Below are 25,693 nucleotides of genomic sequence, written 5' to 3'. Positions count from 1 at the left end.
TTGGCACTACGGCGGTAACGGGCAGTTCGGTTGGAACCTATCCGATCACGGCAAGTGGCGCTGCGAGCAGCAACTACAGCATCAGCTATACGACAGGAACCTTAACGGTCACCCAGGCCGCGCTGACCATCACGGCGAACGACGCGAGCAAGGTATACGGTGCCGACAACCCAACATTAACGGTAACCTATGCCGGTTTTGTGAACGGTGATACGAATGCCAGCTTAACTACACAGCCAACATTGGCAACCACGGCGGTTTTGGCATCACCTGCTGGCACCTACCCGATCACGGTATCAGGTGCGGCATCACCGAATTATAGCATCAGTTATGTGGCCGGTACCTTAACGGTTGCCGCTTCACTAAATGCAAACCTGGCAAACCTGACCATCAGTTCGGGTACACTGTCACCGATATTCGCGCAGGCAACCACAGCGTATACAGCCTCGGTTCCAAATTCGGTTACCTCGGTAACGTTAACACCTACTACCGCTGACCCATTATCGACCATAAAAATGAATGGTGTAAGCGTAACCAGTGGTTCAGCATCACAAAGCATTCCATTGGTTGTTGGCCCGAATGTGATCACTACGGTAGTGGCCGCGCAGAATGACATAACGACAGTGACTTATACAACCACAGTTACCCGAGCACCGTCGAGCAATGCCAGTTTGGCTAATTTGACTACCAGTAACGGGACGCTGAGCCCTGCATTTGATCCCGCAACGTATGTTTATACCACTTTGGCAGACAACACCGTGGATCAATTTGCTATAACACCAACATTGGCCGATCCAACAGCAACCTTCCTGATCAACGGGCAATCGGCCACAAATGCCACCCAGAGTGGTTTGATCAACCTGTTGGTGGGTGATAATATTATTACCGTGTTTACCACAGCGCAAGATGGTGTAGCTAAGCTTACCTATACCCTTACTGTGCACAGGGCAACAGCACCCTTGGCGATTAAGCCAAACAACATTCTGTCTCCCAATGGAGATGGCAAGAACGACACCTGGGTAGTGAAGGATATACAATCATACCCGAATAATACCGTAACCGTATACGACAAGGCGGGGCGTGTGATATATACCAAACATGGATATGCCAACGATTGGAGCGGAACGTTCCAGGGATCGCCATTGGCCGAGGATACCTATTACTATGTAATCGACTTGGGCACCGGAGATGTCCCGATAAAAGGTTTTATAACTATTATCAGGAAGCGATAAGTAACTAAAACGTTTAAAATTAAAACGAAGAATATGTCAGACTCGATCAAATATACAAGAGGAATAATAGTGGCATGTGTATATGTGCTATCTATGCTAACAAGTAAAGTCGCAGATGCCCAGTTAGTTAGCTTGCAAAGCATGTACTATCAGAATCAGTACATCGCTAACCCTGCCATGGCAGGGTTAGCGCAAGGGCTTAATCTTAATTTAGGTTACCAGCAACAATGGACAACTATGCCTGGCAGCCCCAAATCGAAAAATTTTACTGCCGACTACAACTCGGGAAACAATGTTGGTTTAGGGCTTAACGTGAGCAGTGATAATGCCGGATTGATCAACCGAACCCGGGTAATGGGCACCTATGCATACCATTTACCCCTCAATGGCAAGGACGATAAACTGAATTTCGGCCTTTCATTAGGCCTTAACGACACCTATATCGATTATACCAAGGTGAACGGCGACCAGGGCGATGTGGCCGTACAGGATTTTAACCAACGTAGTGCGTATGTCGACGGGGATTTTGGTATATCGTACACTGGCCAGAAGTTTACTGTTCAGGCGACTTTGCCAAACTTAAAAACCTTGTTCTTTAGTAATGAAAATGATAACAACCTTGAGGTTGACCGCGCTACATTTTTTACCGCATTAAGCTATAAGATCCATGCCGATAACGGGATCAGCAATTTCACCATCGAACCTAAAGTAGCCTTTCGTGGTGTAAAAGGGTTTGACGACATATTGGATGTTGGTGCCCTGATGACGATGCCCGACTATAATATTAACGTTGGAGGTATGTACCATAGCAATAAAAGCATTACGGTGAATTTTGGTGTGCTCCTTCGACCTATGGATATAATGGTTGCATATAGCAATAATGTAGGCCCGTTGAGGGTATATGCCGCCAATACATTTGAGTTTGGTGTGAAATTTAAAGTGTTTAGAAAGTAACATAGGGTTAAACTAAACCTCGAATGAGCTCTTATGAGTCTGAATAATACCAAATGAATCAAAAAGACACCTTCCCGCAGAGAAATTACTATCGTCGGGAGTTGAGCTCTATCAACGTGTGAAAACGCTAATTCCGATTTATTAACGCCTATTGATTTCCGATTTTAGTCTGAGTAGGACTATCGATTTTCATCATTGGTAATGCCAAAGCATGATAACTACGGTCAAAATTTTTGATAGGTAAAGCAATAGGTTAAATTTAATGCAGTTTTAGTGCAAGATTTCAGTTGAGCATGATGTGAATATTAACATCCGTACGTGATCGCAACGACTTAGTTTTGTATGTGTTGTTAAACTTATAAAGAAATAGTACCAGAACTTGGAAAACAGTTTATTGAAGACTGTTCTTTAAGCAAAACGAAACAGAAACGCAGACTTGTGCAATAGGCCTAAGGGACAGGCATTCCAGTGCTTTGCAATCGAAATGATGAGAAATATTTTTTTTTTTTTGTGGTGTCAGATGTTACCATCTGGCACACTAATTTAAGATTTCCCGGCATCACTGCACTTGCTCGAAATGAGGCCTGATATTTAGACCTTAAATTTTCGAACTACATAGATGCTGAAACAAGTTCAGCAGGACGACCGCAGCAACCGAAATGACAAGAAATATTTTTAATCCAACCGGATCATTTCACCGGTTTTTACCGATTCATCACAGGCAAAAGCAATCCTTAAGCTGTTTACAGCATCTTCAGTGGCATCAGTTAAATCTATATCTTCGGCAATGGCTTTTAAGAAATACCTTTGTTCACGGTTGCACAGTTCCTGATGATCGGGCTCATCGGTAAGGTCTACCCATTCATCAGCTTTGCTAAATTCATCATTGGCATCTAAATCGGCATGATGTATTTTAATCGATTCGGTTTTGGTATGCGCATCAATATTATCAGAGTTTCCGGCTGCACCTGCTTTTTTAGCCGTGATAGATACTGATCCCTTTGGGCCAAAAACATCTTTAATAAAAAAAGCATTATCGCTCACCATCGGGCCCCAGCCAGCTTCGTACCAACCGACAGAACCATCTTCGAAACGGATCTGCAGCTGCCCATAATTGTAATTCCACTCTGGAATATCGTTAGTTAGCCTGGCACCAATGGCACTCACCTGTACAGGCTTCGATCGGGTCATTTGGCACATAATATCGATATAATGCACAGCACAATCGACGATGGGACTTAAACTTTTCATCAGGTTACGGTGCACCGTCCATTTAGGTCCATGGCTCTGTTGGTTCAGGTTCATGCGCATCACCAAAGGTTTTCCCATTTCCTGAGCCAGCGCTGTAAATTTCTCCCATGAGGGATGATAGCGGAGGATATAACCCACCAATAACTTTTTATTCGCTTTTTTAGCAGCTTCTGCCACCTTTATAGCGCCTTCTACGCTATCGGCCAATGGTTTTTCGATAAACACATGGCAACCGTTTTCGAAAGATTTTATGGCATAAGCTTCGTGTGTATCGGGATAAGTAGAAATGCAAACGGCATCTGGTTTGGTTATTTCAAGGGCCTCGTAAAAATCAGTATACAAATCATATTGCCCACCTAATTTTTCGTTAAGCTTTTCTTTGCTTTTACCGGTAGAAACCAATCCGCAAATTTCAAAACCGGGTAGGGTATGATAAGCTGTCGCATGGGAAGCACCCATATTGCCACAGCCTACTACTAATACCTTTAAATTCTCATTTTCTATCAACATACTAAATCTTAAACGCCCAACGTCCAACCTTTGCGGTATTCGCGTTTCACAAATTGATTTACCTCGTCAAAATTGGTCACCTTCATATTTACTTTATCCCAAAGCATTTTGATATCCCTGCCTGGATAACTGATTTTACCTGCGGTATCTCTGCGCTGCACATCTGTTCCCCTAATAGCCAGATTGGCAATCAATAAAGTTTCGGTAAGTGGTCCGGCAATTTCAAATGGTGAGCTTAGTTCCATTTTTCCATAGCCGGCAATTGCAGCTTCGACAAATTGAGTATAATGGCCTTCTTCCTGATTAGCGATACGCGGGATAGTGATTTTCGTTCTATCTGATTCGTTGCGCGAGAGTGGCAATAATTTTGGATTTTTGCCATAGGTTTCGCAGATCATTTTGCCTTTTGTGCCGATAAAAAGCACGCCATTATCGCCGAAACTTTCATTAGGCCCCAATTCTTCCGGACGTTCAGGCTTAATGCCTCCATCCATCCAATGCACCTGAACCTCGTGTCTGGTTTTTGGGGTTTTGGCAAAGGTTAAAATGACGTGGCTTGATGGCGGACAGCTTTCTGGTAAATAGGCACGTTTAAATTCATCAACATATACACTGCCTACGCTGCATTCTACACTGATTGGGGTATCCAGGCCTAACACCCTAAAAGGAGGCTCTACTAAGTGACAGCCCATATCGCCAATGGCACCGGTGCCGTAATCCCACCATCCCCTCCAATTGAAGGGAACCAGTTTATTTACATATTCTTTGTATGGAGCACTGCCTAACCACAAATCCCAATCGAGTTCTTTCGGTATTTCGGCTTTTCCACTTGGCCACGAAATTCCTTGTGGCCATACTGGCCGGTTAGTCCAACAGTAAACGGTATGAACTTTACCTATCCTGCCTGCATCGTACCATTCCTGAAGTCTTCTTACACCATCGCCCGAAGCACCCTGATTACCCATTTGCGTAACCACTTTATAGCGGTTTGCGGCTTCGGTTAACATCCTGGCTTCGTAAATGTCGTGCGTTAAAGGTTTTTGCACATACACGTGTTTGCCCAATTGCATGGCTGCCATGGCAATTTGCGCATGGGTATGATCAGGAGTAGATACCGTTATGGCATCAATGTTTTTGCCTTCTTTATCCAATAACTCACGATAATCTTTGTAATATTTTGCCTTTGGGAAGTTTTTTAGAGAATTTGCTGCTCTTCTATCATCTACATCGCATAAAAAAGCAACATCTGTTTTTCCGCCCCTAACAATACTGGCAATATCGCCCTCTCCTTTTCCACCGGCACCTATTCCGGCCAATTGCAAACGATCGCTTGGCGCCAGAAAACCTGGCCCACCCAACACATGGCGGGGTACAATCATAAATCCAGCGGCAGCAAGTGCTGTTGTTTTAATAAAGTTTCTTCTCGAATTTTCTGTTTTCGAATTTGCCTTATCTTCTATCATTATTTAACCTGTTATAATGCTAAATTTAACTTATTTCTTTTTAGCTGAAGCTTTTGTATCAGTTTCTTTCTGATCTGCCGTTTTCTTGCTCAGATCTTTAATCCTGATGTTGCGGAACTGAACAGGAGAACCATGACCTAAGAAGCCTATATGCCCACTTTCACGTAATAAACCCGGGTGTTCCTTATGATCAGGTGTGCCGTTTTTCTTAAATGGTTCGATATCGCCATCTAAAATTATGGTGCCGTTTAAGATCACTTTAATCTTCGATCCTTTGGCAATTACTTCTTCATAGTTCCACTCTCCGGTAGGTTTTAAAAACCCTCTTTTTGCAGCAATAGTGCCGTAAACTGAACCATGGTACTGGTACGCTTTCAGGTCTTTATAAATCGGTGCATCATTATCCAGTATCTGCAGTTCCATACCCACATAAGCGGCATCACCTTCTAAAGGAGCTCTAATTCCTAAACCGTTGTTTGCACCTGGAGTGAGCTGAAATTCGAAACGGTAAACAAAATCGCTGAATTCTTCTTTGGTGAATAAGTTACCACCTGATCCTTTACCTGGTTTTGGTCGGATAGCGATGGTTCCATCTTCGATAACATAATCGGTAGTATTACCTGTCCAGCTGTGCATATTAGTTCCATCGAACAATACTTTATAACCTTCTTTTTTCTCTTGTGCACTTAGCTCAAAAGGTTTTGGGCGAGGGATTTCTTTGATATAGATATCGCGATAAGCTACCGGCGATCCGTGCGCCTGCAATTCAATCTGCTCTTCTGCAAAGATCGGCAAACTTCTGTCCCAATAATTTTCTAAAATCACGTTATCGGTTACCAACTGTCCGTTCAGATAAACAGTAACACGGTCGCCTTTCATTACGATTCTGAATGTATTCCATTCATCTAACTTATTATCTGCTACTTTAAGCGGTTTACTTTCGGTTGTTTGATTGTTGTACAAACCACCAGAACCAACCTGGGCACCCACTTTTGTACGGGCCAGATCCCAGATCTGTACCTGTGGCGTACCGCGCAGATAAATACCCGCATCGCCTTCTCCTTTTTTATCATCGATGATTTTCCAGTCTACCAACATTTCAAAATCGCCATATTTTTTAACGGTAGCCAGGTTATTGCCATGACTTTGAAACTGTAGTTCGCCGTTGATCACTTTCCAGCTTTCCTTTGCTTCGGCATCAGCTTTGATTTGCGCTTCGGCTAAGGTTTTTTCATCCATTTTTGATCTTTTGATCGGATCGGCCACCAACCCTTTCCAACCAGATAAATCTTTCCCGTTAAAAACCTGAACAAAGCCTTCGCCAGCTTTCATTTCAGAAATATACTTCCGCATACCTTCTTTCTGATAACCGGCATCGCCTCCGGTAATTACGGCAATGGTTTTATTTAACAAGCCCTTTACAATGTCGCCATTGTAAGTTCCGGCCATGGTAATATTCATCACCGCGTTTGCCGCAGCCTGTTGTAAAGTAGCATTATCTAAATACTGACCTGCAAATACAATCGCATTAAAACATTTGGCCTGTTCGGTATCTTTAAGGATCTGCTGTTGTTGAACCGGTGTTTTAGCCACTGCCATCGCATTGCGCAATAGTAATAAACGTTGCTCAGCCGGATACTTTGTATTTCTCACTAAAGTTAAGTAACCCGCAATCGCCTGGTTCAAAAAGTCTGGATTGGTGGTGGTACGCGCAATGCTGATCAATGCATCTGTTGAGCCTGCATCCGACCATGAAGAAAGTGCTTCAATTGCTGCTTTCTTAGTGGCATCATCGCCTGTGGCATACGCTTCTGATACCGATTTTAACGATTGCTGGCCACCTATGCTGCCCAGCACCTTATAAAACAGCACTTTCTTATCAGCAGGTGTATTAGCCATTTGCTGAAGAATAGCGTTGGTTTGAGCTTCTTTATCTGCTGTTCCTTGTAGCGAAGCAATAATGGCATCTTGTACAGCAGTAAGTTCGCCGGCATCGGTGGTTTTATTTAAAAGATCAAATAGTTGCGCTTTATTTTCGGCTACAGCAACATCTTGTAATGAAAGAAATGCTGCTTTTCGTACTTCAGCTTTTTTACTGTTTAATGCAGCATAAATAACTTCCGTTTGGCTTGTTGCAGCGCGGGCAGCTAAAATATTAATCAAGGCAACCTGTACTTCTGGTTTAGCTTTCGGAAGATAAGCGCCAACTTTAGTGGCTACACTTTCGCCTTTTATTCTTAAAATACCATTAGAAATGCCGGCAATATCTGCTGTATTTCCTTTGCCCATTAACTTCAACAGGTCGTCTATAACCGCTTCCTGTCCAAGTTTTACAGCGGTGTTAATTGCCGCCAGTTTTACCTGCTCATCGTCGCTTTTAATTAATTTGAGTACGGCTGGCAATGCAGATTTTGCTTTGCTATTACCCAGCATGTCTAAAATAGAAACCTGAGTTGGGGCATCAACCTTTTTTAACTGGTTTACCCAAGCTGCACTATTGGTATCATTTACACCTGCAGCAGCAAATTTAACCGCAGCTGCTCGAAATTCGAACTGTTTATCGGTCATGGCAGCTAACAAGGCCTGTTGATCGGTTTGTGTTGCCGAGAGTAATTTTAAGGCCGCAGTACGTTCGTTTACCTGATCATCAGCTGTTGCTTTTTCTAATATTGTTTTCGCTATTGTTTCTACTCCAGCTTTATCTGTTGCTACGTTTTTTTGCGCATACACCAACAAAGCGGCAACGGCATTGGTTTGGTCGTATTTATAACCTGCTTGTTCAGCAGCTTTTACCAAAATTTCTTTAGCAGATGCATCGCCAATATTGGCTAAGGCATACAAACTTACCTTGGTTAATGCTTTATCTGTTCCAGTAGCCAAAGGCGCAATAGCTGTAGCTGCTGCTTTAGCGTTAGTATGGCCCAATGCTTCCACAATGGCAATTTTTGCTTTGCCGTTTGCTTTACTCAAGCCACTAACCAATGCATTTGTAGCAGAGGCAGTACCAATTTTGGCCAGTGCTCTCGATGCTTCATCAGCCAATTGTTCGTCAGTAAGGTAATCTGTTAAACAAGATACCGCAGCATCATTTCCTACTAAATCGAACTGACTAATGATAAATGCTTTGTTCTGTTTATCGGTTAGTTTAGCCAACGCTTTGCAATAGGCACTAATGGCCATACTCCTTAAATTCTGTTGGCCAGTTTTGGTAGCATAAGCAGTAAAACCACCTACTGCATACTCAATAAGGGCGTTGTTTCCTTTTTCAGAAGCGGTTAAACCACTAATTAAGGTTACATAACCTTCTTCACCTAAATCGGCCACTTCTTTCATATTGCGTTCTAATTGCGCAGCATCTCTAGCAGGTAATTGTGCCAACAGGTCGGCAATACGTGTGGTTGTGGTTCTTTCGTCTTTTTTATCTTGAGCCAGGGCTCTAACCATAAATAATGCATTGGAAAGCATTAGAATGGCTAACAGCACCAATAATATTTTTTTGTTCATGATGGTTTGTATTTTGGGATATTTTAAATAGAAAATGGTGCACGCATTACGGGATTAATTAATCTGTTAGCCGCCTCATCATCTACGAATTCTTGCTTAACTGGGTCGAATTTTAACGATCTTCCCAATCTTAAGGCAGCCAAACCAATATTTACAATGTTGCATGAACGGTGTCCGTTCTCTTCATTTAAAGCGAATTTTTTCCTCGTCCGTACCGATTCCGAAAATTCTACAATTTCAGGATCAGGATCAGGGAATTGCGCCAGTTTACGTTCCAGATCAGGAATATCAGATTTAAAACCCGGATACAGTTTACCTTTTGGACCTTCTATATAAGGTACATTGGTATCTTTACCTTCACCATCCAAAATAATCTGGCAGCCATCGGCGTAGGTATAAGTAATCCTGCGCCAAATGCCTACTGCATCAGTATGTTGTTGTGGAGCATCAACCTCTACAGAAATTGGGTTGGTATCATCCTTTCCTAAAAAGTATTGAATCGGGTCGATATAATGTTGTCCCATATCACTTAATCCGCCACCATCATAGTCCCAATAACCTCTAAAAGTTTGGTGAACGCGGTGTGCATTGTAAGGCTTATATGGTGCAGGGCCTAACCATGCATTATAATCTAATTCTGGCGGTACGGGCTGAGGCTCTAAATGATCTTTGCCCACCCAGTAAAATTTCCAGTCGTAACCGGTATGTTTACTTACGGTTACTTTTAATGGCCAGCCCAACATTCCGCTATCTACCAGTTTTTTAATGGGTTTTACAGTTGTACCCATTCCGTAAAAAGTATCCTTAAACCTAAACCAGGTATTTAGCCTAAACATTCTACCATGCTGTTTTACCGCTTCGACCACTCTTTTGCCCTCGCCTATGGTATGTGTCATTGGTTTTTCACACCAAATATCTTTTCCTGCATTGGCAGCATCTACAGCCATTATACCATGCCAGTGTGGCGGGGTAGCAATGTGTACAATATCTACTTCAGGTAATTGTATAAGTTCTCTATAATCACTAAATGTTTTTACACCTTTATCTAACATTGATGCTGCTTGTTTAAGGTGGTTTTGATCAACATCACATATGGCGACTACCTGGGTACCTTCGTAGCCAAAATGGCCTCTGCCCATTCCTCCAACACCGATTACGGCTTTGGTTAACTTGTCGCTTGGGGCAAGATATCCTTGTCCGCCCAATACATATCTTGGGACAATGGTAAATGCTGCCAGGCCAATTGCAGATTTTTTGATAAAATCGCGTCTGGTGTTTTGTTCATTTTGTGGTTCTTCTTTAGTTTTCATTTGTTTCTTGGTGTTGTAAAAACTTATATGATAGTTTGGTTCCAAAAGCATTAGGGTGCTGGAACATAGTGTTTACCAATCTGGTTAGATTAAAATTACAAGGTTAATGTTAATAAGAAATTATTGTAAAGACAAAACATCGTTGATTTCTTTACGTATTAAAAAAACTTTGATAAATTTTTAATAGAAGTTATCTATATTTATCGAAATAGTGCAATTAACAACATGAATCTTAGTCTATTAAATAACCTAACGTCAGATATTAACGATAAGCAGTCGATCCAAAAACACAAGCTCATAAAATACCTTTTTAATTTAGGGGCATCTTCAGTTTCTACTTTATGTGAAATTATGGAAATGAGTACGCCGAGCATTCTGAAGCTTCTGCTTGGCCTGATTGATGAAGGCTGGATAGAAAAGAAGGGCTATGGTTTATCTATTGGGGGGCGAAAACCCGACCTTTATCGTTTAAAGGATAAAAAGATTCTGATTCTCTGTATAGACATCGAGTTATTTCATACCCGAATAGCCATTATTGACAACAATTATAATTTTGTGTTGGATATTAAAACGGTTATGGTACCCATTTCAAAAAGCAGGACTGATTTTTTCAATATTTTACGTACACACCTTCAGGATATCTTAAAATCGGCAGGTATTCAGCATAGGCAGTTTATTGGCTGTAGTGTTGGCATGCCTGGCTTAATTGATGCTGAAAAGGGAGAAAATTACAGTTATTTCTTAAGCGATGATGAAAATATTCCTTTAACCGCCGCATTTGAAAAAATGCTAAATATACCTGTAGTGATCCAAAACGATGTGAATGGTTCATCAATGGCAGAATTTACCCACGGAATGGCTAAGGGCAAAAAGAATGTACTCGTATTGTTAATGGATTGGGGTGTGGGTTTAGGCATTATAATGGACGGAAAATTGAGGCAAGGCACCTGCGGTTTCTCTGGTGAATTGGGCCATATGCCTTTTGTAGAGAATGGGGCACTCTGTTACTGCGGAAAGCACGGCTGCCTCGAAACCGTTGCATCTGGAAACGCGCTGTCAGAAATGGCAAAAGAAGGTATTTTATTGGGCAAAAACTCCATGCTTACCAACCTCTCGAACGAAGAGCTGGAAAGAATTGAACCTGCTTTGATTATTAAGGCAGCAAATAAAGGTGATCAATACGCTATTCAACTGCTCTCCAATGTTGGCACTCATATGGGCAAAGGAATAGCTGTTCTGATCCAGTTATTCAACCCCGAGCTGATTATTTTAAGCGGCAAAATTGCCGGAGCCAAACAATACATCACATTACCCATGCAACAGGCAATAAACACCTATTGTATGACCCAAATTAGAGAAAAAACAACAATAGTTTCTTCTGAGCTGGGCGAAAACTCCAGGTTATTAGGATATGCAGCAACAGGTATCGATCAATTTCTGGGCGCCTATATCAAAAAAGTCAAAAAGCTTAAAAAGTAAGAGCCTGTTTAATTTTATTATAAGTTATTAGTATGTCAGTCTGTCCAAAGGACTCCTGTGGAGAGCGTAGTCGAAGACCCGTTTTTCGATACATTAAAAGCAATCGACTCCGCTATCAATGACAGATTAAAAGAGTGGTCGTCTTTCCCGCGCAGGCGGGAATCTTAAAGCGCTTGCATTACGATTATTCATAAGTTTTCCTTTTTTCAGAGGTATTCATGAGCACTCCGTGGTTCCCAATCGAGTTGGGAATGACGAACTGCCAAAACCTGTCATCAACACTCCGATGTATTTGAAAAATTCTAACCTCTACCATTGACGTTATCTTGCAAATCAACATTTTAACGACTTTCGAATTTCCACCTAGCTAGGCCACAGCACCGTATCCCCGTTCTACTTAAATCGGCCTAACAAATTTTTGGGAATCCACAGGCCAGGCCTATGTAGAAACTTCAATACAAAAATTTTCAGCCGACACTTTTGTTTCTTTTGGTGCCAAAAGAAAAAGGCCTGTTCGGCTAGGACAAATATATTCCGAATGGCGCAAACCACCCTAAATTTGTCTGTTATTGGCACCTTATTTTCCGATAGCTTATTTAGATTTGTATAGCAAATTTAAACCGAGACCGATGGAAACATATAAAAAAGCAGGACATGAAAAGGTAAATGGCATTAACATGTATTATGAAAGTTATGGGGAAGGAGAAATTCCGCTGGTATTGATACATGGCGGCGGTTCTACCATTCAATCTACATTCGGGAAATTCATTCCCCTTTTGGCAAAATCCTACAGAGTTATAGCTGTTGAGCTTCAGGCCCACGGACGTACCAGCGACCGTGACCAGGCAGAATCTTTTGAGCAGGATGCAAAGGATGTGACCACTTTATTAAATCAGCTAAAAATTACGAAAGCCAATTTTCTAGGTTTCAGCAACGGCGGAACAACAACCTTGCATATTGCGGCACAACATCCGGCTGTGGTGAATAAAATCATTGTCATTTCGGCCAATTACCAGCGGGAAGGTTTAATTGATGGCTTTTATAATGGCTTTGGAGATGCAACCATCGACCATATGCCCGAGCCGCTTAAAACAGCTTTTTTAGCAGTAAACCCAGATCAAAACGCGCTGCAAACGATGTTCGAAAAAGATAAACAGCGCATGCTCGATTTTGTCGACCTCAGCGATGAAGATCTGAGGGGAATTACTTCCGATACGCTTTTAATGGTGGCAGATAAAGATGTGATCAAGCCAGAACATGTGGTTAAAATGTCGAGATTGATTGCAAATACACAACTGGTTATTTTACCTGGTGTGCATGGCGCTATGATCGGCGAAAACCTTAATCCGGATATTAGCGACAAAACAATTGAGATTACTGCACACCTGGTGGAAACTTTTTTAAACCAATAGCTATGAGTCCATTGATTTAATCCACATAAAATTCACCCTCCCCTGATTTAGCATTTAATATCTTTGCCGGATGGAACACGTATTGGATAATCCAATTTATTATGCTTTAACGTCCGGACATAGCCATATTGCAAAAGGCCTTGAAGAGGTAAAATATTATATCGGAGATATTACAGCATTTGCCGGCTTAAAAGATAATTCGCAGGAGAATCTAGACACGCTTTATCAAATCAGCCCTACGAAAAGCCTTTTTGTATTTTTCTCAAAAACACCTGTCGAAATACCTCAGAAGTGGAAGTTGTTAACGCATATCGATATGTTTCAATTTGTTTTTCGCGGCAAAGAAACACCAACTGCAGAGGCAACTGGAATAACAGACCTTAATCTGGAACACGTTACAGAAATGACCGATCTTGTGGAATTAACTAAACCGGGGCCTTTTATAGCCAAAACCATCGAGCTTAGTAATTACACAGGCATATTTGTTGATGGGAAATTGGCAGCTATGGCCGGACACCGGTTCCATCCCAACCCTTATCGTGAAGTAAGTGCAGTTTGCACCCATCCCGATCATTTAGGCAAAGGTTATGCTTTTAAGATTTTACAAGAACAGATCAAAAGAATATTGCACCGTTCGGAAATACCATTTTTACATGTTAGAAATGATAATGAAGGCGCCATTAAACTTTATCATAAATTGGGTTTCGAGATCAGGACAGACATGATTGCCTACGTCATTAAAAAAGAGGCTTAGACCAAGAAGAGAATGTTTCTAAATAGAAAACCGTTCAGAAATTACCACTTCAATGCTTTAGTTTTGCGCTATAACTAACACACACATGTCTAAAACAAAACTTACCATTAACAATAACGGCTCTGTTAAAATTGAGGGCGATTTCGAAATTGTAGATAGAAACGGAAACACTTATGGCTTACAGGGCAGAGAAGTACTTTCGATCTGCCGTTGTGGTTTATCAAAAAACAAGCCTTTTTGCGATGGCTCACATAGCGGCCATTTTGAGCATGAGGCAGTAGCCTTCGATCTTCCTCCAAAAAAGGTTTAATAACTATTTTTTTTAAAGCCCCGCATTTAGCAGGGCTTTTATATTTTGAAAGCAGCATAAATTAAATACCAATCTTTGATGTGAGATAAGAATAGGCCAAGAAAGCCGTCATTAAACTAAAGCGGTTGATATCCAGTAAATAATTTTGATTGTTTTTGTTTTCATATTTTTTTGATGCAAACTTATGTAGCTTTACTATCTAAAAGACACTAGTATCCCAAAGGATAGTGCTATCCTTTACGAAAGCTTATACCTTTGTATTATGGGACCAAGAAAAGAACACCGTAATATAGAAACCTGTACGGCAAGTTTAAATGCGGTAAAGACGCGCTCTATGTGTTAAATGGGAAGTGGAAGCTTCCGCTGATTATTTCTCTGCAAGAAGGACCACTGCGTTTTAATGAGATCCAAAAATCACTTGGAGAAATTACACCCAAAATACTGTCGAAAGAACTTAAAGATTTAGAATTAAATGAATTTGTGATCCGGAAAGTATTTTCTACCACTCCGGTTACCGTAACTTACGAGCTTACCCCTTATAGTGAATCGCTGGAAAGAGTTATTGATGAACTGAGGGATTGGGGATTAAAACATCGCGAACGGTTGGTTAAAAACAGAAAAAGCGAATTGGTTGAAGCATAAATGGCGACCTCACTTTAGGCCGCCAAATTTGATTTGCTAGACCATTCATTTTGCTCAAAAAAGCAAAAAACTGATAATGATAAAATTCGGCTATCTTTGTACAAAATAAAATCGATGGCGGTATTACATAAAAAAGAAGAAAAAATTCAGGCAGTGCTGGGTAGGTTGCCTAAAAAATATACAGACGAACAATTTGTAGAGATGTTTATCAGACTTTACTCTAAAGATTGGGGCAAAATTAAATCAGCTTATATTAAACAATCTCAGGATAAAGAACCTGGAACCATCATCAACATGCCGAAACCAGAGGTATATTTACGACAGATCCTGGCCAACTATCTTCAACAAGATCATGCGCCGAAAGCAGTAGAGGTTAAAGAAGAACCTGTTGTTGAAGCACCAGTTACCGAAGTTAAAAAAGCGAAGGCCCCAGCTAAGAAGAAAGAAGCTGTAGCTGAAGAAGTACCTGCTGAGGTTAAAAAAGCAAAAGTACCTGCTAAAAAGAAAGCTGAAGCAATTGAAGAACCAACTGTGGAAGTTAAAAAAGCGAAGGCGCCTGCAAAGAAAAAAGCGGAAGCAGTTGAAGAGGCTCCAGTAACTGAAAAGAAAGCAAAAGCAGCAGCAAAAAAATAAAAAAATATTTTACATCAAATATAATAAATCACCTTTTTGGTTGTTTATATATATGAGAGCGTTAATTTAGATGACGGGGATAGGTCGGTATGATTTATCCCCGTTCTTTTTTGACCGTTTTTTGCCCTTGCATATATCTTTGTCATTCTGAGCAAAGCGAAGAATCTTAGAATTAGCCTTGCATACATAACAACCTCGAAATCCCTACCAGATCGTCATTGCGAGAATGATTTTTCATCGGCCGAAGCAATCTCTATTGCAAACTTTGCAAATGGGAAAGATTGCTTCGTCGTTCCTTCTCGCAATGACGGCCAACTTTGAAATGTATCATTCGTTATCACAAGATTTGCAATAAATATCGATCGCTTTCCTCCACCACAATAGCAATGATTTACATCCAATTGTAAACTTTGTTCTTTTAATTGGAATATCGGGAAAAGTCGATATACATTTGTACCATGGATCAGGTAGAAATATTCAAAGCCCTTTCGAACAAAACACGTTTACAGATTTTAGGTTGGTTAAAAGCGCCTGAGCTACATTTTCCGGAACAGCCCAATGCCGATTTTGAAAATGTAGGTGTTTGCGTTGGGCAGATTCAGCTTAAAAGTGGTTTATCACAAAGTACCATTTCCGAATACCTCTCTATTTTACAGCGAGCCGATTTAATCAGTTCAACGCGCTTAGGCCAATGGACTTATTACAAACGCAATAAAGAAGGCTTAGAAAAATTAAGCGAAATCATCAATACCGAATTATAATTTAGAAACATATGAACACAGATAGTTTATTCAGGCCGTTTAGCCTTAAAACATTAAATATCAAAAATAGAATAGTAATGGCGCCGATGACGCGGTCCTTTTCTCCCGGCGGCGTGCCAACAGCCGATGTTGCTAGCTATTACGCAAAAAGAGCCGCTGGCGAAGTGGGTTTAATTTTATCAGAAGGAACCGTAATTAACCGTCCTTCTTCTTCTGCCGATCCTAACATTCCACATTTTTACGGTACAGAAGCTTTGGCAGGTTGGGAGAACGTAATTAAAAGTGTACACCAGGCCGGTGGTAAAATGGGACCACAGATCTGGCACCAGGGCATTATGGATAACCATGCATCAGGCTGGTTACCAAGCACACCCTTCGAAGGTCCATCAAGCTTAAACAAGCCAGGTTTCGAAAACGGCGTACCGATGACTGATGCAGCCATTGCAGATACCATTGCGGCTTTTGGCCAGGCGGCAGCAGATGCCAAAGCGCTGGGTTTTGATACTGTTGAAATACATGGCGCGCACCAATACCTGATCGATCAGTTTTTTTGGAACGGTACAAACAACCGTACCGATATTTATGGCGGTAAAACCTTGGCTGAACGTACCCGTTTTGGTGTTGAGGTAATTAAAGAAGTACGTAAAAGGGTTGGGGAAGATTTCGCACTAATTATCCGCTTATCACAATTTAAACCTGCTGCCTACGATTTTAAACTGGCCAAAAACGAGCAGGAAATGGAACAGTGGTTAACACCATTGGCCGAAGCCGGAATTGATATTTTTCATTGTTCGCAACGCCGATTCTGGGAGCCTGAATTTGAAGGTTCTGACTTAAATTTTGCAGGTTGGGCTAAAAAAGTAACCGGAAAAGCTACGATCTCAGTGGGCTCAGTTGGTTTGGATGGCGATTTCTTTGGTGCTTTCGCAGGCCAAAGTTCACAACCTAGCTCGCTAGATGAACTGGTACGCAGAATGGACCGCGGCGATTTCGATTTAGTAGCAGTTGGCCGTCCGCTTTTAGCAGATCCGAACTGGGTAGAGAAAATTAAAAACAACCTTACAGAAGAATTGAAAGGCTTTAGCAAAGAAGCTTTAATGGAATTGGTATAAAAACCATATTTTTTCTTTTTAAGTTTAAAAAGGCATCTCGAAAGGGATGCTTTTTTTGTTTCTTGTGATGTCAGATGTTTCTAGTGATGTCAGATGTTACCATCTGACATCTATTGGGGAATTAATGATTTTAAAAGAAGGCACTAAAAAATTCTTCGATAAATTTAAGGAAAGCAATGCCTGTTCATGTGGAATCAGATGTTATCATATGATGCACATACAAGCATAATTAAATTCTTAAAGAATCCTTCTTTCGAAATGCCATTAATCAGTCAGATGGTAACATCTGACTGCACATACAGGATTAGGAAAGCAATACCGGCAATACTTCGGCTGCTCCAGCCCCGCCCTTTGCTTAATCCTGATTTTTGTGGTGTCAGATGTTACCATCTGACACTTATCTCAATTACTAATCAGTCTTTAATCGTATTTATGAACTGTTTATGCCAGTCAGATGGTAACATCTGACTGCACATAAATTTCCTTCAAAATTGGCAGAAGCGGGAGCGGGACTACAACAACCTAAAAGCTTCTGTTATTGCTTTCCAAAAAACAAACTAAGCTCTTTTCATGGCACCAGATATTACCAAACCAATCTGCCATTGGCGATATTTTTCCTTAAATTCACGTCATCAAAAAATTGATTATCCATGTCGAATATTAAACTCATTATCGAAGAAAGACCAGCAAATATTGGAAATTTTATGGTTGGTAGGTTACTGCCTTTCAGAGAGAAACGGATGGTTGGGCCTTTTTCTTTTATCGACCATATGGGCCCTGCTGCAATGAGCGATCATGAAAATCTCGACGTTCCACCTCATCCACATATCGGTTTATCTACCTTAACTTTTTTGTTCGAAGGTGAAATTACACATAAAGACAGTTTGGGTTCGGATATTGTAATTAAACCCGGGCAGGTAAACTGGATGACCTCGGGCAGCGGCATTGTACATTCGGAAAGAACCCCGGAATATCTTCGGCATACCGATAAAATGCTCCACGGCTTACAGATCTGGGTGGCCTTACCTAAGGATTTAGAACAAATGGAACCTGAGTTTTGCCATGTAGAAGGAGCAGACATTCCAAGCTGGACAGAAGATGGTGTAAGTTTTAAATTAATCGCTGGAGAAGCTTTTGGCTACAAATCTCCAGTTCCGGTGTATAGTCCATTATATTTTTTAGAATTGAAAAGTACCAAGCAGCAAAAGCTAAACATTGGCGATTACCTGTTTGGAGAAAGTGCACTTTATATTTTAGAGGGTGCAATTGAAAGTGAGGGGAATATTTTTGAGCCGCGTTTAATTTTAATTGCCAACGACGCCAAACTATGCGAATTTACCATGCACGAAAATACCACGGTTTATATTTTCGGAGGTGAACCCTTTCCCGAAGAACGTTTTATTTACTGGAACTTTGTTGCATCTGACAAAGAACTGATTGAAAAAGCCAAACAAAAATGGTTAGATCAAAGCTTTAAACCCGTTCCTGGTGAAACAGGTTTCGTGCCTTTGCCTGATCAGCATCCGCTCAGCAAAAAGTAATCCTTGGATCAATTAAGATTAGAAACTTAATTTCCTTTCTTAAACAAATTCATATTTACTGAAACGGCCACGCCTGTTGATGATAATTTAGAATTTCCGTAACCAATATTGGTTAATGGGATTTTCATAAATGGTTTAGCGCTGATGCTTAAATTATTATTTATTTTGTGCTGAAACTCGACACCAACATTGGCTATACCTAAATAATGCTGATTCTGGTTTCTGACTTCGTAGCTTTGAGGGCCTTGATAAGCTCCATTATAAGAATAGCTGTATTTCTCTTTCAACATTAAATAACTAGATAAACCTGTACTTACTGAAATCGAATTTCTACGCCCATCAAAAACCTTATAGTTCACATTAATTGGAATATCAATTACATCGCAATTGGCGTGAATATTTGCTGGATTTACCTTAAAAACATAATTGCTGTTAGGGTTGTATTGGCTAAAATCTGAGTCGTAGATTTTCTTAGCATAACCTGCCCCGGTAGTAACACTCAATTTCTTTGTTAAGAAAAGCGTAGCCTCTACCCCAAAACCACCACTTAAACTACTTTTGCCTGATTTCTGCACACTGGTTAAATCGGGTGCAGCCAGAATACTTAAAACAAATCTTGATTTTTTCTTAAAAACCGGAGGTTGAATTTTCTCTGTTTTTCTTGAGGCAAGTGTAGCAACATAATCTGGTTGTTCAAATTCTACAAGTTTAGGTTTTACACTTATTTGCGGATTAGACAGTACATTATTTATAAGGTTGTGATTAATATAATCGCGCGCTAAAACTTTAGGAAAATCTTTATTAAATGAGCTTGTTATAACCGCTTTATGATCATCTGTAGCTTTATTATTCTCGTTATTCCCAACCAATAAACTTTTTTCACTATTCTCGGTCGAAGGGTTTTGCGCTGTTGGCTTTTCGATTAAATCTGCCTTATTATCTAGAGGCTTGTTGTTCTCTTTTTTGTGCGCATTTGAATCTGTTTTCACCAATGAATTGTTTTTTGACTGATCACCATTCGGCCTAACCAATAAAAAAACCACCAGCAACATTGCGGCTACTGCAGCCACAGCAGTTAACCAAATTAACGGCACTATCCTCCTTTTAGGCGTTGGATGCAATCTCTCCTCCAGATTATCCCAATCTAAATCATTAAAAGGAAGATCGGGATTTTCCAATCCATCCTTAAATAATTTATCTATATCTTTTCCCTCTCTCATTGCATGTTTGTATTTAACCTTACCTGTAAAAGGTTTCTATCTACCTCCGAACTCCTTACCTGGTAAGTTTTCGCATCTGTAGCTTTTAGCATTTCCTGTAATTTCTGTCGTGCCTTAAACAGGTTCGACTTTGATGTTCCTATCGATATTCCCAGCATTTCGGCAATTTCCTCATGGCTATAGCCATCTATAGCGAAAAGGTTAAAAACCGTTCGATAGGCCGGACTTAGGTTTTGAACCAATGCTAATAAATCGTGGTAAGCCAACTTATCATAGACAGAACTTACCTGCGCAATATTTTCATGATCCAGAATATCTACGTGATCAGCAAATTTTAGATTAGCACGATAATAATCGATAGCTGTATTGGTTATGATACGACCAAGCCAGGGTAAAAAAGCCTTGCTGGGCTCATATTTAGTTATGTTCTTAAAGGCTTTAAAAAAGCCATCATTCAGTATTCCTGCAGCATCCAGCCGATTGTTTGCATAACGCAAACAAATCCCCATAGCAAAGCTATAGAAATGTTTGTATAGCGCTTTTTGACTATCCCTTTCATTTCTAATGCACCCTTGAATATACTTTTGTATAATATCTTCACTATCGCGGCTGGCGGTCACAGGTTCTCCTTTCAAAATACATTACGGTAAGAAATTACAAAAGGTTGCCTCAAAAAAGCATTTTCTATAAAATAATTATCATTCGTTCGGTTATGCTAAAATTCTCTTTTCAACAAGCAACCATTTACAAGCTGACGGCGTAATAGCAGCATATTAATGATTAAAGTTAAAACTAAAAACAAAAATCTTATGCTAATCTACTTAAAAAGAAACCTATTGGCTGTATTGTATATAGCCGTGGTATTTAGTGCCTGTAAAAAAAGTAGTTCGGACGAACCTACAACTCCGCCTGAATCTAACAAAAAGGGGATTCAATTGGCAACAGATGCCAAGTTCGGGACGGTATTAACTGATAAAGACGGTAAAACTTTATACTTTTTTGCATCAGATGCCGCAGGTACGCCAACCTGCATCGGCGGTTGCGAAACCACCTGGCCACTTTACTTCTCAGCCGATGCCAGTACCGATTTAAACCTGAACAAAGCAGAAGTTGGGGAGGTTACCCGTGCTGATGGCCGTAAACAAAGCACTTACCGTGGTTATCCACTTTATTACTTTGCTAACGACGTTACAAAAGGAGATATTAAAGGCGATGGTGTTGGTGGAATATGGTTTGTGGCTAAACCCGATTATTCATTGATGCTGGCCAATGCACAACTGACCGCGAACAATATTAATTACACCAGTACCTATGCTGTTGGCGATGGCAAAACCATTTACTTGACCGATAGCAAAGGACGTACTTTGTATGCTTTTGCGCCAGACAAAAATGGTGTAAATACCTATACAAAAAGCGCTACACAAGAAGGTATTTGGCCGGTTTACGAATCTGAAGTGCTTAATGTGCCCTCGGCTGTTGCAAAAGCTGATGTTAGTGTAATTACAGTAGCCACCATCAACAAAAAACAATTAACCTATAAGGGATGGCCTTTGTATTACTGGGTATCAGATCTAAAAAGAGGCGATAACAATGGCATAGTAATCGGAAAGGGACCAGGTTTAACTTGGCCGGTATTACAGCTAAATGCAACTGTTGCTCCGGCACCATAAATAATTTGGGTTAGGCGGGTAGAATGGTCGGCTGGTGTTTTCACAGCCGGCCTTTTTTATACTTCTAATAAGGCTTGTTTAATTTTTTCAGCTGCCTCAGCTAATTCTTCACTGGTTGGTTTCAATTTTTCTTTGCTAAAATTCATATCGCTCACATTATTCATCGGAATTAAATGAATATGTGCATGCGGAACTTCCAAGCCGATAACCGAAACGCCTACTTTTTTGCAAGGGAAAGCTATTTTTACGCCTTTCGCTACAATTTTAGCAAACATCCAAAGGCCAACATACAGATCTTCCTCCATATCGAAGATATAATCGGTTTCAATTTTCGGAATAACCAAAACATGCCCCGCCGTTAAAGGCTGAACATCTAAAAATGCTAAATATTCTACAGTTTCAGCAACAACATGTGCACTGATTTCGCCTGCAACAATTTTTGAAAAAACAGTCATTAAGGTGTATGGTTAAAGGTGTAAGGGCTGGGCGGTTAGGGTCAAAGCGTTTGGCGGGAGGCGATTAAACGCTTATCGCCAAACGCTATCCGCTTATCTCGATATTTCCAGCACTTCGAACTGCATTTTACCTGCCGGCACTTCGATTTCGGCGAATTCGCCTACCGATTTACCTAACAAACCTTGTGCAATTGGCGATTTAACAGAAATTTTTCCTGTTTTTAAATCGGCTTCTGTTTCAGCTACCAACTGGTAAGTCATGGTAGCACCGTTTTTAACATTCTTTATTTTAACAATCGATAAAGCAAGTACTTTCGATAAGTCTAATTTAGACTCATCAATTAAACGTGCGTTTGCCAACGTATTCTTTAATTTTGAAATTTTTGCTTCATGCAAACCTTGCGCTTCTTTAGCAGCATCATATTCTGCATTCTCCGATAAATCACCTTTATCCCTTGCCTCTGCAATTGCTTTAGATATTAGCTGACGACCGGTGGTTGTTAAATAATGAACTTCCTCTTTTAATTTATCTAACCCCTCTTGGGTGTAGTATGTTACCTCTGTCATTGCTCTATTAATTTTATTCAAACGCTATAAAAAACAAACAAGACTACATAGTTGGTTTCCTACATAGTCTTGCTTCAATTATAACGAAGATAAAATGTGGAAATTACAAAAGCAAATAAAAAATTAAGAAGTGACCAATATTTTAACCTTTTATGACGCTCAAGGTCAATTTGAAACAGTATTTACACCTTAAAATAAAGACGAACTCTTTCGTTCCTTATTATATGCCAGAATCACCACAATGGTAACATTCATTTATACACTTATCCAAAATTCAATCATAAGTCATATTTTTAGCTAAAATTATTCATAAAAATGAAAAAGTTATTATCTATTGCCCTGCTCATTTGTTTGGGTGGCTATACTGTTTCTGCCCAGGAACTTTACATGCCCCGAAACATTAAAGCAGCATATGCTAAGGGCACACGTGCTATGAACGGAAAACCTGGTCCAAATTATTGGCAAAACCATGGAAAATACAACATGGATATTAAGGTAGATGCCGAAACCAAAGTGGTAAGCGGTAAAGAAGAAATTTTGTATAGTAACAACAGTACTGATACTTTAAAAACTTTAGCCATTCGCTTTGTAAACAACTTGCATAAACCAACCTCACCGAGAGGTGGTGCCGTGAGCGAAGATTTTTTGAGCACAGGCTTAAATATCAGTTCTTTCTCTGTTGATGGCGAAACGTATAAAGTAGACAGTAAAAACTGGGGAACAGTTGGCAATGTAAAACTGAACAAACCGTTGCTTCCAAAATCGAAAATTACAGTTAAAATAGAGTGGGATTATCCATTATCAAAGGAAAGCGGTCGTGAGGGACAGATTGATCCAAACTCATTTTTTGTGGCTTATAGCTATCCTCGTATCTCTGTATTTGATGATTATAACGGCTGGGACCGCATTCCACATACCGATAGAGCTGAGTTTTACAACGACTTTAATGATTACGAATTCGCAATCAAAGCGCCAAAAAATTACGTGGTTTATGCAACCGGCGATTTCCTGAATCCTGATGAAGTGTTACAACCAGAAATTTCTGCACGTTTAAAAAAATCATACAATGGAGATGAGGTCATCCATATTGCTACCGAACAGGAAATGAAAGACGGCAAAGTAACCCAGCAAAAAGATTGGAACACCTGGAAATTTGCGGTAAAGCACATTACCGATGTTACTTTTGCCCTGAGCAATCATTATGTATGGGATGGCGCAAGTGTAATTGTAGATAAAAAGACGAATCGCCGTGCAAGTGCACAGGCGGCTTACAATCCAACTACCGGAACAGATTTTACTAACTCGGTTAAATACAACCTTAATGCTTTAGATTGGTTCTCTAACAATTGGCCGGGCATCCCCTATCCCTATGCTAAAACCATTGCTTTTCAAGGTTTTGCCGATATGGAGTACCCGATGATGGTTAACGATTCTCAATTTGGCGATCCTGTTTTTGCACAATTGGTTCAGGACCATGAAGTAGCACACACTTACTTCCCCTTTTACATGGGCATTAACGAAACCCGTTATGCCTATATGGACGAAGGCTGGGCTACAACATTCGAATATTTAATCGGTATTGCAGAACACGGCAAAGAGGCGGCTGATAAGTTTTACAAAAACTTTCGGGTAAATAAATATATTAATGATAAATCGACAGAAGAAGACCAGCCTGTAATTTCCATGTCCGATCAAGTTTCGGGTTCGGGTTATGGGAATAACTCCTACGGAAAGGCTTCATTATCTTACCTGGCGTTAAAAGATATGCTTGGTGATGAGTTATTTAAAAAAGCGTTGCATACCTATATGGGCAACTGGAATGGCAAACACCCTATTCCATGGGATTATTTTAACTCGATGAATGCGGGATCAGGACAAAATTTAAACTGGTTTTTCCAAAACTGGTTTTTCACTAACAACTATCTTGATTTAGCCATTACTAAAGTAACGCCTGCAAAAGGAAAATCGACGGTAACCATTAAAAATGTAGGTGGTTTCGCCATTCCATTTAATGTGGTGGTTACTTATACCGATGGAAAAGCAGACACCATCCACAAAACACCTGCGGTTTGGAAAACGAATCAAAAAGAGGTGAACATCGTGCTTAACACTACTAAAAAAGTAAAATCGATTGGTTTAGATAACAGCATTTACATGGATGCTACGCCGAAAGATAATGTTTGGGAAAACAAGTAGTTTTCAGTTGGCAATTTTCAGTTGGCGGTTAATAGCTGCCAACTGAAATTTATAGAAGTCAAATAGTCCTCGTTTGTAACGAGGATTATCGAGATCCGCATTTGTAATGCGGAATAAACAAATGGCGATAAAATCGCCTATCTCCTACATCCTCGTTACAAACGAGGACGATGATAGGTAACAGTTTGTGGTTAACTGCCAACTGAAAATTGCAAACTGAAAACTGTTAACCGTTCTCTGCCTTACAAACAGGCTCATGCTTTACCGGAAAATTTAATGAGTTAGCAATAAAACACATTTTATTGGCTTCGTGATGTAGCGATGCTGCAAGCTCATAATGCGCCTTATCGGCTATTAAAACCAGGGGGTGCAGGGTAACTTCTTTAAACCTACCACTACCATCGGCCGATTCTTCCATAGTCCCTACGGCCTCATCCTTATAATCAATCACTACAATTTCGTTTTTAGAGCATAAATGTAAATACCAAAGCATATGGCAACTTGATACAGATGCCAATAATAGATCTTCGGGATTATATTTAGATTTATCGCCCAAAAAAGCAGAATCAGACGATCCTGAAATATCGGCTTTGCCTTTTACTGAAATTACATAATCGCGATCGTACGAACGGTAATCCATTGTACCTGAGCCTTTATTGCCCGTCCAGGTAACTGTAGTTGAATATAAATGATCTTTCGGCATGATAAAATTGGTTA

Annotated in this window: 22 protein-coding genes; 13 read left to right on the top strand and 9 right to left on the bottom strand. The window is 40.3% G+C overall.

Annotated elements, in window-relative coordinates; genetic code table 11:
- Together AW17_RS12235 and AW17_RS12230 are read left to right on the top strand one after the other, a co-directional pair.
- Positions 1-1,232: T9SS C-terminal target domain-containing protein (locus AW17_RS12235; RefSeq protein WP_029276752.1), on the top strand; the 1,232-nt coding region annotated here is incomplete at its 5' end.
- Positions 1,233-1,265: 33 nt separating this feature from the next.
- Entirely contained in the window at positions 1,266-2,186 is a 921-nt protein-coding gene (locus AW17_RS12230) for a PorP/SprF family type IX secretion system membrane protein (protein WP_083488695.1), read from the top strand.
- A 675-nt stretch (positions 2,187-2,861) separates the two neighbouring features.
- On the opposite strand, the gene AW17_RS12225 is transcribed toward AW17_RS12230, so the two are convergent.
- The 4 genes from AW17_RS12225 to AW17_RS12210 are packed head-to-tail and all read right to left on the bottom strand — an operon-like array spanning position 2,862 to position 10,224.
- Positions 2,862-3,947, bottom strand: a complete 1,086-nt coding sequence (locus tag AW17_RS12225) for a Gfo/Idh/MocA family protein (RefSeq protein ID WP_029276748.1) — start codon at positions 3,945-3,947, stop codon at positions 2,862-2,864.
- An 8-nt stretch (positions 3,948-3,955) separates the two neighbouring features.
- Positions 3,956-5,410: a Gfo/Idh/MocA family protein gene (locus AW17_RS12220; RefSeq protein WP_029276747.1), complete on the bottom strand. Its 1,455-nt coding sequence runs from the start codon at positions 5,408-5,410 to the stop codon at positions 3,956-3,958.
- Between the two features lie 30 nt (positions 5,411-5,440).
- Positions 5,441-8,914, bottom strand: a complete 3,474-nt coding sequence (locus AW17_RS12215) for a DUF1080 domain-containing protein (protein WP_029276745.1) — start codon at positions 8,912-8,914, stop codon at positions 5,441-5,443.
- 23 nt (positions 8,915-8,937) lie between these two features.
- A complete protein-coding gene (locus tag AW17_RS12210; RefSeq protein WP_029276744.1) occupies positions 8,938-10,224 on the bottom strand; it encodes a Gfo/Idh/MocA family oxidoreductase in 1,287 nt (428 codons plus the stop codon).
- A gap of 225 nt (positions 10,225-10,449) precedes the next feature.
- On the opposite strand from AW17_RS12210, the gene AW17_RS12205 reads away from it, so the two are divergent.
- The 9 genes from AW17_RS12205 to AW17_RS12165 all read left to right on the top strand — a co-directional run bounded on the left by AW17_RS12205 (position 10,450) and on the right by AW17_RS12165 (position 18,868).
- On the top strand, positions 10,450-11,703 hold the full coding sequence (locus AW17_RS12205; protein WP_029276743.1) for an ROK family protein: 1,254 nt from the start codon (positions 10,450-10,452) through the stop codon (positions 11,701-11,703).
- 629 nt (positions 11,704-12,332) lie between these two features.
- Complete coding sequence (locus AW17_RS12200) at positions 12,333-13,115, top strand: alpha/beta fold hydrolase (protein WP_029276741.1); 783 nt, start codon at positions 12,333-12,335, stop codon at positions 13,113-13,115.
- A 70-nt stretch (positions 13,116-13,185) separates the two neighbouring features.
- Entirely contained in the window at positions 13,186-13,869 is a 684-nt protein-coding gene (locus AW17_RS12195; RefSeq protein ID WP_029276739.1) for a GNAT family N-acetyltransferase, read from the top strand.
- Positions 13,870-13,954: 85 nt separating this feature from the next.
- Positions 13,955-14,179 carry a CDGSH iron-sulfur domain-containing protein gene (locus tag AW17_RS12190; protein ID WP_029276737.1) on the top strand — a complete coding sequence of 75 codons (225 nt, stop codon included), beginning with the start codon at positions 13,955-13,957 and terminating at the stop codon, positions 14,177-14,179.
- Positions 14,180-14,515: 336 nt separating this feature from the next.
- Complete coding sequence (locus tag AW17_RS12185) at positions 14,516-14,821, top strand: winged helix-turn-helix transcriptional regulator (protein ID WP_245235056.1); 306 nt, start codon at positions 14,516-14,518, stop codon at positions 14,819-14,821.
- A gap of 114 nt (positions 14,822-14,935) precedes the next feature.
- Entirely contained in the window at positions 14,936-15,454 is a 519-nt protein-coding gene (locus AW17_RS24650; protein ID WP_209444246.1) for a hypothetical protein, read from the top strand.
- 458 nt (positions 15,455-15,912) lie between these two features.
- Positions 15,913-16,215, top strand: a complete 303-nt coding sequence (locus AW17_RS12175; protein WP_029276735.1) for an ArsR/SmtB family transcription factor — start codon at positions 15,913-15,915, stop codon at positions 16,213-16,215.
- A gap of 11 nt (positions 16,216-16,226) precedes the next feature.
- Positions 16,227-17,327 (top strand): NADH:flavin oxidoreductase, encoded by a 1,101-nt coding sequence (locus AW17_RS12170; protein ID WP_029276733.1) that lies wholly within the window; start codon positions 16,227-16,229, stop codon positions 17,325-17,327.
- A 650-nt stretch (positions 17,328-17,977) separates the two neighbouring features.
- Positions 17,978-18,868: a pirin family protein gene (locus AW17_RS12165; RefSeq protein ID WP_029276731.1), complete on the top strand. Its 891-nt coding sequence runs from the start codon at positions 17,978-17,980 to the stop codon at positions 18,866-18,868.
- 26 nt (positions 18,869-18,894) lie between these two features.
- Here AW17_RS12165 and AW17_RS12160 read toward each other — a convergent pair whose 3' ends face one another.
- Both AW17_RS12160 and AW17_RS12155 read right to left on the bottom strand, forming a co-directional pair.
- Positions 18,895-20,088, bottom strand: a complete 1,194-nt coding sequence (locus AW17_RS12160) for a porin family protein (RefSeq protein ID WP_029276730.1) — start codon at positions 20,086-20,088, stop codon at positions 18,895-18,897.
- Positions 20,085-20,723, bottom strand: coding sequence for an RNA polymerase sigma factor (locus AW17_RS12155; RefSeq protein ID WP_245235055.1), 639 nt, complete (start codon positions 20,721-20,723; stop codon positions 20,085-20,087). Before AW17_RS12155 ends, AW17_RS12160 begins: the two co-directional genes overlap by 4 nt.
- Positions 20,724-20,897: 174 nt before the next feature.
- Here AW17_RS12155 and AW17_RS12150 point away from each other — a divergent pair, with 174 nt between their 5' ends.
- Positions 20,898-21,758: a hypothetical protein gene (locus tag AW17_RS12150; RefSeq protein WP_029276726.1), complete on the top strand. Its 861-nt coding sequence runs from the start codon at positions 20,898-20,900 to the stop codon at positions 21,756-21,758.
- A gap of 56 nt (positions 21,759-21,814) precedes the next feature.
- On the opposite strand, the gene AW17_RS12145 is transcribed toward AW17_RS12150, so the two are convergent.
- Positions 21,815-22,213: an HIT family protein gene (locus AW17_RS12145; protein ID WP_029276725.1), complete on the bottom strand. Its 399-nt coding sequence runs from the start codon at positions 22,211-22,213 to the stop codon at positions 21,815-21,817.
- A gap of 93 nt (positions 22,214-22,306) precedes the next feature.
- Positions 22,307-22,780 (bottom strand): transcription elongation factor GreA, encoded by a 474-nt coding sequence (gene greA / locus AW17_RS12140; protein ID WP_029276724.1) that lies wholly within the window; start codon positions 22,778-22,780, stop codon positions 22,307-22,309.
- A gap of 315 nt (positions 22,781-23,095) precedes the next feature.
- On the opposite strand from greA, the gene AW17_RS12135 reads away from it, so the two are divergent.
- Positions 23,096-24,976: a M1 family metallopeptidase gene (locus AW17_RS12135; protein ID WP_029276723.1), complete on the top strand. Its 1,881-nt coding sequence runs from the start codon at positions 23,096-23,098 to the stop codon at positions 24,974-24,976.
- Between the two features lie 226 nt (positions 24,977-25,202).
- On the opposite strand, the gene AW17_RS12130 is transcribed toward AW17_RS12135, so the two are convergent.
- Complete coding sequence (locus AW17_RS12130; RefSeq protein WP_029276722.1) at positions 25,203-25,679, bottom strand: OsmC family protein; 477 nt, start codon at positions 25,677-25,679, stop codon at positions 25,203-25,205.
- Positions 25,680-25,693 lie beyond the last annotated feature (14 nt).

The organism is Pedobacter borealis DSM 19626, from assembly GCF_000708285.2.
GTDB classification, from domain to species: Bacteria; Bacteroidota; Bacteroidia; order Sphingobacteriales; family Sphingobacteriaceae; genus Pedobacter; species Pedobacter borealis.
This window is presented reverse-complemented; position numbering and strand designations above follow the sequence as displayed.

What these genes read in the sequence shown, in the direction of transcription:
- AW17_RS12230 (WP_083488695.1), top strand. Translation starts at nt 1,266, where the DNA reads ATGTCAGACTCGATCAAATATACAAGAGGAATAATAGTGGCATGTGTA.
- AW17_RS12225 (WP_029276748.1), bottom strand. Translation starts at nt 3,947, where the DNA reads ATGTTGATAGAAAATGAGAATTTAAAGGTATTAGTAGTAGGCTGTGGC.
- AW17_RS12220 (WP_029276747.1), bottom strand. Translation starts at nt 5,410, where the DNA reads ATGATAGAAGATAAGGCAAATTCGAAAACAGAAAATTCGAGAAGAAAC.
- AW17_RS12215 (WP_029276745.1), bottom strand. Translation starts at nt 8,914, where the DNA reads ATGAACAAAAAAATATTATTGGTGCTGTTAGCCATTCTAATGCTTTCC.
- AW17_RS12210 (WP_029276744.1), bottom strand. Translation starts at nt 10,224, where the DNA reads ATGAAAACTAAAGAAGAACCACAAAATGAACAAAACACCAGACGCGAT.
- AW17_RS12205 (WP_029276743.1), top strand. Translation starts at nt 10,450, where the DNA reads ATGAATCTTAGTCTATTAAATAACCTAACGTCAGATATTAACGATAAG.
- AW17_RS12200 (WP_029276741.1), top strand. Translation starts at nt 12,333, where the DNA reads ATGGAAACATATAAAAAAGCAGGACATGAAAAGGTAAATGGCATTAAC.
- AW17_RS12195 (WP_029276739.1), top strand. Translation starts at nt 13,186, where the DNA reads ATGGAACACGTATTGGATAATCCAATTTATTATGCTTTAACGTCCGGA.
- AW17_RS12190 (WP_029276737.1), top strand. Translation starts at nt 13,955, where the DNA reads ATGTCTAAAACAAAACTTACCATTAACAATAACGGCTCTGTTAAAATT.
- AW17_RS24650 (WP_209444246.1), top strand. Translation starts at nt 14,936, where the DNA reads ATGGCGGTATTACATAAAAAAGAAGAAAAAATTCAGGCAGTGCTGGGT.
- AW17_RS12175 (WP_029276735.1), top strand. Translation starts at nt 15,913, where the DNA reads ATGGATCAGGTAGAAATATTCAAAGCCCTTTCGAACAAAACACGTTTA.
- AW17_RS12170 (WP_029276733.1), top strand. Translation starts at nt 16,227, where the DNA reads ATGAACACAGATAGTTTATTCAGGCCGTTTAGCCTTAAAACATTAAAT.
- AW17_RS12165 (WP_029276731.1), top strand. Translation starts at nt 17,978, where the DNA reads ATGTCGAATATTAAACTCATTATCGAAGAAAGACCAGCAAATATTGGA.
- AW17_RS12160 (WP_029276730.1), bottom strand. Translation starts at nt 20,088, where the DNA reads ATGAGAGAGGGAAAAGATATAGATAAATTATTTAAGGATGGATTGGAA.
- AW17_RS12150 (WP_029276726.1), top strand. Translation starts at nt 20,898, where the DNA reads ATGCTAATCTACTTAAAAAGAAACCTATTGGCTGTATTGTATATAGCC.
- AW17_RS12145 (WP_029276725.1), bottom strand. Translation starts at nt 22,213, where the DNA reads ATGACTGTTTTTTCAAAAATTGTTGCAGGCGAAATCAGTGCACATGTT.
- greA (WP_029276724.1), bottom strand. Translation starts at nt 22,780, where the DNA reads ATGACAGAGGTAACATACTACACCCAAGAGGGGTTAGATAAATTAAAA.
- AW17_RS12135 (WP_029276723.1), top strand. Translation starts at nt 23,096, where the DNA reads ATGAAAAAGTTATTATCTATTGCCCTGCTCATTTGTTTGGGTGGCTAT.
- AW17_RS12130 (WP_029276722.1), bottom strand. Translation starts at nt 25,679, where the DNA reads ATGCCGAAAGATCATTTATATTCAACTACAGTTACCTGGACGGGCAAT.